The following is a 9,354-nucleotide window of genomic DNA, read 5'->3' as shown; positions in this document are numbered from 1 at the left end:
ACGCCGTGTAGGGAACCCTACGCACGGTGTTGTGAAAGGGGCGAAAGATATTAATTCTTAGCCCCTATTCAATTTATTGTTTGTTTTTTGGATCTTTAACTATTTCGGCAATAGATGTTACAGCACCAGCCATACCTTGTAAATCAGTTGGAATAATGATTTTTGTTGATTCTCCTTTAGCAAGGTTTTCTAATGCTTTAAATCCTTCTAATGTAATATAAGCTTGTTGAGGTTGAGAACTATTGATATATTCGATACCTTTAGCTTGAGCTTCATAAACAAGTCTTAATGCTTCAGCTTCACCTTCAGCACGAGCAATCTGTGCTTCTTTTTCTGCAGTGGCTTCAAGAATCATAGATTCTTTTTTACCTTCAGCAGTTAAAATAGCAGCAGTTTTTTTACCTTCAGCCTGTAAGATGGCTTCACGTCTTTCACGTTCTGCACGCATTTGTTTTTCCATAGCTTCTTGAATATCACGTGGAGGAATAATGTTTTTAACTTCAACACGATGAATTTTAATTCCCCAAGGATCTGTAGCTTCATCAAGAATAGAACGCATTCTTGAGTTGATAATATCTCTAGATGTTAATGTTTCGTCAAGTTCAAGATCACCAATAATATTACGAAGTGTTGTGGCAGTTAAGGTTTCAATAGCATTCAATGGTCTGACAACACCATAAGTAAATAATTTTGGATCTGTGATTTGAAAATAAACAACAGTGTCAATTTGCATTGTGACATTATCTTTTGTAATCACAGGTTGAGGAGCAAAATCTAATACTTGTTCTTTTAAAGAAACTTTATTTGCGATTCTATCAAGCAAAGGAATCATAATATGCAACCCAACTGTACATGTACGATTATAAGCTCCGATTCTTTCTACAACATATGCATAAGATTGAGGAATAATACGAATTGTTTTTGCGATAATGACAACAACTAATACAACTAATAAAATAATCCATAAATATCTAAAGATTCCATCTAACATGAAGTATCATCTCCTTTGTTTATTTTTTTTACGACAACATGTGAACCTTCAATTGAAATAACTTCAGCATAATCGCCAATTTGAATTGTTTCATTATTAAGGCTTGTTGCTGACCATAAGTTTCCCATGACTTTGACTTCACCTTTTTGATCAGCGGTAATTGTTTCAGTGACTAAACAATGTTTTCCAATCATACGATCAAGGTTTGTTTTGACAGTATTTCCACGTAAGTATTTTTTAGCCAGTGGTCTTGAGGCAACAATACAGACAATGGAAACAATCGCAAAAATAACAATTTGCAAAACTTCTCCAACACCAAAGAAATGACAGATTAATGCAGCAATGGCTCCAATCCCAAACCAGATACTGACCAAGTCAATTGTAATGGCTTCGACAATGACCGCAATGACAAGAATAATAGTCCATACAAGAGTAATTGACATAATCATTTCCCCTTTCTCTTATAGTTGAACAATCATAATAGAATGAACAATATCATATGTAGCCTTGTACTTATAACATTGCTGTTTTGAAAAATCTAGATCAAATTCCACACTGAGGTCTAATACAAATGATTTGTTAGAAATTCTTCCATAGCTTTTTCCTAGTGAAATACGATGTAATTGACTCTTTGGGTAAATATTTTCATCTATTTCCTGTTTGGTAACAGGTTTGATTCCAATTTGTCTAGCGGTTCTATCTATCCCTAAAAGAACATAATTCACGTCTTCAAAATGAACACAGGCTGCTTTGTTTAAAGTTAAATTTGTTTCATAAATAGTAACAGTCATTGTGGCTATATCATTTGTTGACCATTCAAAGTTCATTTATATCCTCCTCCTTAAATATATTATATTATTAAAATTATTTTTTTTCAACAAAATTAAAAAAAGATTTTAAATGTGTGAGTATACAATTTGGATAAGATAGTTTATAATACATGTAAAAGGAGAAAAGAATGAAAAAGAAAATATTATTTATATTATCAATGATGTTATTAATGGGGTGTCAATCAAGTCAACAACCCATCAATAAAATAACATTAACTCAACCAGCGACATTGCTCTATTTTTATATTGAAACATGTTCAGAATGTCAATCTTTCCAGGATGATGCTATTCCATATTTACAAGAAACATTTGGAGATACATTAACGATTCAACAATATGATCTTGATGATGAAGCGACACAGGCTGTTTATGAAGATGTCATTACACAGCTTGATCAGTTTGACCAATCGCTTTATGGTATGGGGCCAATGTATGCCTTAGATGGTTATTTTGCGAAAGTTGGCTATACTTCTGGTGATGAAGAATATTTAGTCAAAGATATTGATAACGCTATAAATGATAAAGCGTTAAGTGATGAATTAAGTGGACTACGTTTTCTTTATCAACAAGAATAATTGAAAAAGCTATTTCTTGTTTTATTGCTTTTTTTGAGTGGTTGTCAAAATCGACCACAATATTATTTATATGTTTATTATGCGAAAACATGTCCACATTGTCGTTCGTTTATTCAAGTTGTCATTCCTGAACTGGAAGAAGAATATGGTAGCCAAATGGATATTATCCAGCTGGATATTGATGAGGAATCATCAATTGAATCTTATGCGAAGACATGTCATTTATTAGAAGATTATGTTGTGAATGATAACTCAGGTAGTGTGCCTTTTATTGTATTAGATGGTTATTTTGCATGGGTAGGTTATCAGATGGGTGAAGATCAGGAATTTTTAGAAATGGTTCGTCAGGCTATTGCTGGAGAAGAATTATCAGTTGATAATCATGAAATATATTTTTTTAAAGAAGGTCAGACATTTCACGAAGGAGGATGATGAAAAATGTCAACACCACATAACCAAGCACAAAAAGGAGAAATTGCGAAAACTGTTTTAATGCCAGGAGATCCGTTGCGCGCTAAATTTTTAGCAGAACATTATTTAGAAGATGTACATCAATTTAATGCTGTAAGAAATATGTTTGGATATACAGGATTTTATCATGGTAAAAAAGTTTCTATTATGGGTTCTGGAATGGGACAACCATCTATAGGAATATATGCACATGAATTGTTTACGCAATATGATGTAGAAGCTATTATTCGTATTGGATCTTGCGGTTCTTTACAAAAAGATGTTCATTTAAGAGATATTATTATTGTACAAGGGTCTTGTACAGATAGTAATTTTGCTCATCAGTTTGAATTGCCAGGTACTTATTCTGCGATTAGTTCATATGATTTATTAGAAAAAGCTGTAGAACAGGCCAAATTGAAAGGTGCCAGCTATCATGTTGGGAATGTTATTGCATCTGATATTTTTTATCATGCTGATCAGGATTCAGGGAAAAAATGGGCATCTATGGGCTGCTTAGGTGTCGAAATGGAATCCTATGCTTTATTTGCAACAGCGGCTTATCTTGATAAAAAAGCATTGACATTACTTACTGTTTCTGACTCTTTAGTGACTCAGGAAGAAACAACTGCTCAAGAAAGAGAACAGACATTTACGACAATGATGGAAATAGCTCTGGAGATTGCTTAATGTTAAAGAAAGTTGCTTTATATGATTTTGATAATACAATTGCTTCAGGAGATACAATCGTTCGTTTATTGAAATATGATTTAAAGAAGCATCCTGTACATTTTTTCTATTTTTTTAAAGTCGCATTTTATTACTTTTTATATTTATTACATATCAGTAGTTTTGAAAAAGCCAAATCTGCTTTATTATTTCCACTTGATCATATGGATAATTCACAATTAAAAACATTTTATGAAAATGAAGTGGTTCCAAGCTATTATCCACATATGATCAAACAAATGGAAAAAGAGCATCAACAAGGCTATATTGTGATTGTCTGTACAGCTTCTTGTGAAGTTTATATGAAATATCATCAGTTACCTGCTGATTATTTAATAGGAACTCGAACACTCACAAAAAATGGTCAACCAACAAGCACAGTTATTGGTAAAAATTGTAAAGGTGAAGGAAAAGTACCACGTATTCTTGAATGTTTAAAATCACAGAATATTGAAATTGATTTTGAAAACTCTATTGGTTATTCTGATTCTACTTCAGATTTACCTATGTTGGCTCTTGTCAAAAATAGAAAAAGAATTGCTTTAAAGACTGGTAAAATAAGTGATTTTTAAAAAATCATCATATAAAAAAGACAGAACGTCTAGAAGTTATACTTCAAACGTTTTGTCTTTTCTTTATCGATCTAAATCAGTAAATAACAACATAATATTAATAATACCAGCAATTCCTACAATCATATAGATAATGGCACTTAAAAGCGCATCGCCAAAAACAGCTTCTACAAGATTAAAATTAAAGAGGCCAATGAGTCCCCAGTTGATTGCACCAATAATGGTAAAAACTAAAGCAATTTTCTGTATCATATTCATTTTTTCTATCCTCCTAATGATATTATAACCAAACCTCATATCTTTATTCATAAAAATATTGACAAATCATAAGATGTGATGAGGAGGAATAATCATGAATAAAAAAATCATTGCTATTGCAGTGAGTGTGATTGTTGTGATTGTTATAGGTGTAAGCTGGTTTTTTTTGAAATCTACATCACTTAATGATTTGATTGAAGAAGCGAATCAATGTCAAAGTTATCAACTTGTAGGAAATATGGAGATGTTAGAGAATGATGAATTAAAATCTTATCAGGTCACATCAACTTATGCACGTATTGATAAAAAAGATTATTATAAAGTTGAGCTTTACGATAAATCATTAAATCAATCACAAGTGATTGTTAGAAATGATGAAGGTGTGTTTGTCTTAACGCCATCACTGAATCAGGCTTTTCAATTTCAAAGCGAATGGCCTCATAATTCACCTAAACCATACATCTATCAATCACTTGTATCATTTTTAAAAGATAATAAATCTGAAAAAGTAAAAGATGGATATCTGGTTCAAGGTGAAATGACTTATGAAAATGATGAACGTGTTAAAAGTCAGGAAGTGAAGTTTGATAAAACTTTAAAACCAGTATATATTAGTGTGTTTGATCAGGATGGAACAGAAGTTATTAAAGTTGAAGTCACATCTTTTGAAATGAATCAGGATATGAAAAAAGATAGTTTTTTACAAAACAATATCATTAAAGAAACAAAAACAGAATACACAGATAGTGTGGTAGCATCATTACCACTTTATCCAGTATCTTTAATGGGATCAACACTAGAAAATGAAAAAGTATCTACAATTGATGATGAAATTAATCATATTTTAAAATTTACTGGTGAAAAATCATTTACTATCGTTGAAAAAACATCAAAAGAAAATGATGATTTACAAATTGAAAGTATTGATGGCAAAATGATAGATATGATTGATGGAGTAGCTTTTGAAAATGATCAGCAAATGACATATATTTCATCAGGGGTTGTTTGTTCTCTTTATTCTAATGATTTAACATCACAAGAAAAACTCGCTGTTTTATCAAGTATGCAATCATCACAAGTGAAATAGGGGAAAACCCTATTTTTTCTTGAAAAAAAGAGTATGATGGATTATACTAAAACAATGAAAAGGGGTGAAAATGTGATACATTATCGTGATACCTATGCCTGCATTCGTCTAGATTATTTACAGGATAATGTTGAAACATTATATCAAAAAGTACGTAAACCGCTTATGGCCATCATTAAGGCTAACGCTTATGGACACGGTTATCAGCAGGTTGCCAATATTTTAAAGGATAATCCACATATTTCAATGTTTGGTGTTGCAACACTGAAAGAAGCTATTGATTTAAGAAAAATTGGAATTCAACAGGATATACTTGTTTTAGGAGCTATTCCTATTGAAGATTTGGATTTGGTTATTCATTATGATATTACTTTATCGTTATTTTCAAAGGAATATATGGCTGAAATTCAAAAGCTTTATCATCATCATAAACCTGTGAAAGTTCATATTAAAATAGATACTGGAATGAATCGTATTGGTTTGAAATCAAAAGCAGAATTTGAGGACATTTTGGCTTGTTGTCAAAATTCTATGTTTCAGGTTGATGGTGTTTTTACGCATTTTGCAACTGCTGATGATGAGATGCAAAATGATGCTTATGAACAGCAAATTCAGATGTTTTATGATATTATTGGTCAACATTCTTTTCGATATATCCATTGCCAAAATTCAGCTGCTATGATGTATCATCAAGATGACCGCTCTAATTTGGCACGTATTGGTATAGCTATGTATGGCGTTGATCCATCTGGTGAAGAATGTCAAGCACTCAAACAGGTGATGTCTTTATATACACGTGTTTCAATGATAAAACAGGTTAAGAAGGGTGAACGCATTGGCTATGGACTCACATATACAGCTTTAGAAGATGAGTATATAGCCACATTACCTATTGGATATGCCGATGGATTGATTCGTGCGAATCAGGGTAGAGAAGTTTATATAGAGGGACATTATTATCCAATTGTTGGTAGAGTTTGTATGGATCAAATGATGGTTAAGGTCGATCAGAATGTTCATTTACATGATCGTGTGGAAATTTTTGGCGAACATATAACACTGGCTCGTATGGCTAAGGAATTGTCAACAATTCCATATGAAATTGTGTGTTTAGTGAGTGAACGTGTTGAAAGAATTTATAAAAAATAAAAATTCCATTGAAAAATATGATGGAGTTAAGAATTTGATGATTTTTGAGGAGTATATAAATATGCTCCTCTTTTTTCTATATATGAGATAAGAGACAAAATATTTTTGTATGAAAAATAAAAGGTAAAAAGTCATATCTCAAGTTTGTCATTGTCATGGTCAATGAGAATATAATAATAAAAACCAGAAGAGAATATCACTTCTGGTTAAAATAGTGTCAACTTCATTTTATAATATTGTTTATTTTTTATTCGAAATTTTCTTTAACGAAATCATATAAATAATAATATTGATTGTATCCTTCTTTTTTGGCAGCCATCTTTCCATCTTTAATAATAAGAGTTGCTGGATAAGTTACATTTGTATCAAATGTTTTTTCTACATAACTGTCAATATTATCAACTTCAGATGTATCTAGATAATAAAAAGGTGTAGAACGATTTTTGGTTGTATATGTCGTCATGATGTCTTGATAACTGACCATTGTGGAATCAGTTGAATCTCCTAATACAACGACAAAATCTTCTTTATCTTCTATCATTTGAGTTAATCGACTTTCTGATACTGTCTTATAATCTTTAAATGTTGCCTGACGATATATAAAGAGTCCTAAGAATATCAAAAGCACTAATCCAAAGACACTAATTTCTTTTGCAAACTTCTTTATAAAATTCATGTTTGATGCCTCCTAATGTTCATATTCTAACAAATTTCAGGACATATGACAATAAGAAGATTGTGTGAATGTTTGGGCTTGTTTCAAAGTCCTGTTTCTTTTATAATAAAAAAGAGGTGGTCATTATGAACGAACACGATTCAACACGCTATCTTTTTGCACAAAGTATTAAAGATTTAATGGCAAAACAGTCATTAGATAAAATGACTGTTACAGATATTGTGAAACATAGTGGAATGACAAGACAAACTTTTTACCGCTATTTTAAAGATAAATACGATTTGGTTAATTGGTATTTTGAAAAACTGGCTGATAAATCATTTCGACAGATTGGCAATTCTTCAACACTGAGAGAAGGACTGATTAAGAAATTTACTTTTTTACTGAATGATAAAATCTTTTTTATGCAGGCGTTTCAATCTAAGGATTATAATAATGTCGAAAATTATGATTATCAGTGTATTTTAGAGTTTTATCAGAATATTATTTATAAAAAAATAGGAAATATTCCTACGGATATTATGTTTTTATTAGAAATGTACTGTCATGGTTCTATCACAATGACAGTGGAATGGGCGATTTCAGGAATGAATAAGACACCTGAAGAAATGGCTGATTTATTAATTCAGGCTTTACCTCCTAAATTAGAACAATTGTTGTCTGATTTATAGTTTTAATGAGCCTATATGAGTCATGTTAATATAAAATTCTTATGAAAATGTTTTATGAAGTAAAGTGACAAACGCTTTCATTTGTCACTTGTTTTTATTTTCACAAGAATGTTAAAATAGAATCAGCAAAATAAAGGAGATGTAATAAAAATGGCAAACAGATTTGTATTAAATGAAACAAGCTATCATGGAAAAGGAGCAATCAATGAAATTGTTACTGAAGCAAAAGCAAGAGGTTTTCAAAAAGCATTGGTTTGTTCTGATCCGGATTTAATTCAATTTGGAGTCACAAAAAAAGTAACAGATTTATTAGACGAAGCAGGATTAGTTTATGAAATTTATTCAGATATTAAAGCTAATCCAACAATTGAAAATGTACAACATGGTGTAGAAGCATTGCATAATGCAAAAGCTGATTATATTATAGCTATTGGTGGTGGATCATCAATGGATACTGCTAAAGCGATTGGAATTATTGATCGTAATCCAGAATTTGGAGATGTAAGAAGCTTAGAAGGTGTTGCTGATACTAAAAATCCATGTACACCAATCTTTGCAGTACCTACAACAGCAGGAACAGCAGCTGAAGTCACTATCAATTATGTTATTACTGATGCACAAAAAGATAGAAAAATGGTATGTGTAGATGTTCATGATATTCCAGTTGTTGCTTTTGTTGATCCTGATATGATGGCAAGCATGCCTAAAGGTTTAACTGCTGCAACAGGTATGGATGCATTGACTCATGCGATTGAAGGATATATCACTAAAGGAGCATGGGAAATGAGTGATATGTTCCATTTAAAAGCAATCGAAATCATTGCGAAAAACTTAAGAGGAGCTGTTGAAAATACACCAGAAGGTAGAGAAGGTATGGCTTTAGGTCAATATATCGCAGGTATGGGATTCTCTAATGTTGGTTTAGGATTGGTTCATAGTATGGCACATCCTCTTGGAGCATTATATGATACACCTCATGGTGTGGCAAATGCAATTATTTTACCAACAGTTATGGAATACAATGCACCATATACTGGTGAAAAATATAAAGATATTGCTGAAGCAATGGGTGTTGATACAACAGGTATGAGCCAAGATGAATATCGTCAGGCTGCAATCAATGCTGTTAAACAATTATCACAAGATGTTGGTATCCCAGCTGATCTTAAAGATATTGTGAAAGTTGAAGATTTAGACTTCTTAAGTGAATCAGCTTTAGCTGATGCATGTTGTCCAGGAAATCCTAGAGATACAAGTGTTGAAGAAATTAAAGCATTATATCAATCTTTGGTGAAATGAAAAACTAAATTCCACTTTGTATATTTAAATTCAACTCTTCTTGTGGGAGTTGAATTTCAAATTGCAA

At 31.6% G+C, this 9,354-nt stretch carries 13 protein-coding genes; 8 read left to right on the top strand and 5 right to left on the bottom strand.

Annotated features, from left to right (window positions below; translation table 11 throughout):
- Positions 1-73 precede the first annotated feature (73 nt).
- Genes ACESR5_RS11860 through ACESR5_RS11850 form a run of 3 tightly spaced genes read right to left on the bottom strand, consistent with a single transcriptional unit; the run spans position 74 to position 1,818 of the window.
- A complete protein-coding gene (locus ACESR5_RS11860; RefSeq protein WP_087297101.1) occupies positions 74-991 on the bottom strand; it encodes an SPFH domain-containing protein in 918 nt (305 codons plus the stop codon).
- The gene (locus ACESR5_RS11855) at positions 985-1,434 is read right to left on the bottom strand and encodes an NfeD family protein (protein WP_087242998.1); all 450 of its coding nucleotides are present in this window, start codon (positions 1,432-1,434) and stop codon (positions 985-987) included. The genes ACESR5_RS11860 and ACESR5_RS11855 overlap by 7 nt, the downstream gene beginning before the upstream one ends.
- 18 nt (positions 1,435-1,452) lie before the next feature.
- Entirely contained in the window at positions 1,453-1,818 is a 366-nt protein-coding gene (locus tag ACESR5_RS11850; protein WP_087242996.1) for a hypothetical protein, read from the bottom strand.
- A 131-nt stretch (positions 1,819-1,949) separates the two neighbouring features.
- On the opposite strand from ACESR5_RS11850, the gene ACESR5_RS11845 reads away from it, so the two are divergent.
- From ACESR5_RS11845 to ACESR5_RS11830, 4 genes are read left to right on the top strand one after another with little or no spacing between them, the layout of a single operon-like run.
- A complete protein-coding gene (locus ACESR5_RS11845; RefSeq protein WP_087305393.1) occupies positions 1,950-2,396 on the top strand; it encodes a hypothetical protein in 447 nt (148 codons plus the stop codon).
- Positions 2,397-2,828, top strand: coding sequence for a hypothetical protein (locus ACESR5_RS11840; protein ID WP_087242992.1), 432 nt, complete (start codon positions 2,397-2,399; stop codon positions 2,826-2,828).
- A gap of 6 nt (positions 2,829-2,834) precedes the next feature.
- Entirely contained in the window at positions 2,835-3,536 is a 702-nt protein-coding gene (deoD, locus tag ACESR5_RS11835; RefSeq protein WP_087297103.1) for a purine-nucleoside phosphorylase, read from the top strand.
- A complete protein-coding gene (locus tag ACESR5_RS11830; protein WP_129739435.1) occupies positions 3,536-4,147 on the top strand; it encodes an HAD family hydrolase in 612 nt (203 codons plus the stop codon). Before deoD ends, ACESR5_RS11830 begins: the two co-directional genes overlap by 1 nt.
- A gap of 63 nt (positions 4,148-4,210) precedes the next feature.
- On the opposite strand, the gene ACESR5_RS11825 is transcribed toward ACESR5_RS11830, so the two are convergent.
- Complete coding sequence (locus ACESR5_RS11825) at positions 4,211-4,405, bottom strand: DUF378 domain-containing protein (RefSeq protein WP_087242987.1); 195 nt, start codon at positions 4,403-4,405, stop codon at positions 4,211-4,213.
- Between the two features lie 94 nt (positions 4,406-4,499).
- Between ACESR5_RS11825 and ACESR5_RS11820 the strand changes: the two genes are divergently transcribed.
- Together ACESR5_RS11820 and alr are read left to right on the top strand one after the other, a co-directional pair.
- On the top strand, positions 4,500-5,492 hold the full coding sequence (locus ACESR5_RS11820) for an outer membrane lipoprotein carrier protein LolA (protein ID WP_373155952.1): 993 nt from the start codon (positions 4,500-4,502) through the stop codon (positions 5,490-5,492).
- 72 nt (positions 5,493-5,564) lie between these two features.
- Positions 5,565-6,641 carry an alanine racemase gene (gene alr, locus ACESR5_RS11815; protein WP_087243106.1) on the top strand — a complete coding sequence of 359 codons (1,077 nt, stop codon included), beginning with the start codon at positions 5,565-5,567 and terminating at the stop codon, positions 6,639-6,641.
- A 247-nt stretch (positions 6,642-6,888) separates the two neighbouring features.
- Here alr and ACESR5_RS11810 read toward each other — a convergent pair whose 3' ends face one another.
- Positions 6,889-7,317, bottom strand: coding sequence for a hypothetical protein (locus ACESR5_RS11810; protein WP_373155950.1), 429 nt, complete (start codon positions 7,315-7,317; stop codon positions 6,889-6,891).
- A 125-nt stretch (positions 7,318-7,442) separates the two neighbouring features.
- On the opposite strand from ACESR5_RS11810, the gene ACESR5_RS11805 reads away from it, so the two are divergent.
- Entirely contained in the window at positions 7,443-7,988 is a 546-nt protein-coding gene (locus ACESR5_RS11805; protein ID WP_087242981.1) for a TetR/AcrR family transcriptional regulator C-terminal domain-containing protein, read from the top strand.
- 150 nt (positions 7,989-8,138) lie between these two features.
- Complete coding sequence (gene fucO, locus ACESR5_RS11800) at positions 8,139-9,287, top strand: lactaldehyde reductase (RefSeq protein ID WP_087305385.1); 1,149 nt, start codon at positions 8,139-8,141, stop codon at positions 9,285-9,287.
- Positions 9,288-9,354 lie beyond the last annotated feature (67 nt).

The organism is Clostridium sp. AUH-JLR23 (assembly GCF_964238065.1).
Lineage (GTDB): Bacteria > Bacillota_I > Bacilli_A > Erysipelotrichales > Coprobacillaceae > Allocoprobacillus > Allocoprobacillus merdigallinarum.
The sequence above is the reverse complement of the archived record's forward strand: the minus strand, read 5'-3'. Positions and strand labels throughout refer to the sequence as shown.

Excerpts from the sequence above, each read along its gene's own strand:
- ACESR5_RS11825 (WP_087242987.1), bottom strand. The coding sequence starts at position 4,405 with ATGAATATGATACAGAAAATTGCTTTAGTTTTTACCATTATTGGTGCA.
- ACESR5_RS11830 (WP_129739435.1), top strand. The coding sequence starts at position 3,536 with ATGTTAAAGAAAGTTGCTTTATATGATTTTGATAATACAATTGCTTCA.
- ACESR5_RS11805 (WP_087242981.1), top strand. The coding sequence starts at position 7,443 with ATGAACGAACACGATTCAACACGCTATCTTTTTGCACAAAGTATTAAA.
- ACESR5_RS11810 (WP_373155950.1), bottom strand. The coding sequence starts at position 7,317 with ATGAATTTTATAAAGAAGTTTGCAAAAGAAATTAGTGTCTTTGGATTA.
- fucO (WP_087305385.1), top strand. The coding sequence starts at position 8,139 with ATGGCAAACAGATTTGTATTAAATGAAACAAGCTATCATGGAAAAGGA.
- ACESR5_RS11820 (WP_373155952.1), top strand. The coding sequence starts at position 4,500 with ATGAATAAAAAAATCATTGCTATTGCAGTGAGTGTGATTGTTGTGATT.
- deoD (WP_087297103.1), top strand. The coding sequence starts at position 2,835 with ATGTCAACACCACATAACCAAGCACAAAAAGGAGAAATTGCGAAAACT.
- ACESR5_RS11855 (WP_087242998.1), bottom strand. The coding sequence starts at position 1,434 with ATGTCAATTACTCTTGTATGGACTATTATTCTTGTCATTGCGGTCATT.
- ACESR5_RS11845 (WP_087305393.1), top strand. The coding sequence starts at position 1,950 with ATGAAAAAGAAAATATTATTTATATTATCAATGATGTTATTAATGGGG.
- ACESR5_RS11860 (WP_087297101.1), bottom strand. The coding sequence starts at position 991 with ATGTTAGATGGAATCTTTAGATATTTATGGATTATTTTATTAGTTGTA.
- ACESR5_RS11850 (WP_087242996.1), bottom strand. The coding sequence starts at position 1,818 with ATGAACTTTGAATGGTCAACAAATGATATAGCCACAATGACTGTTACT.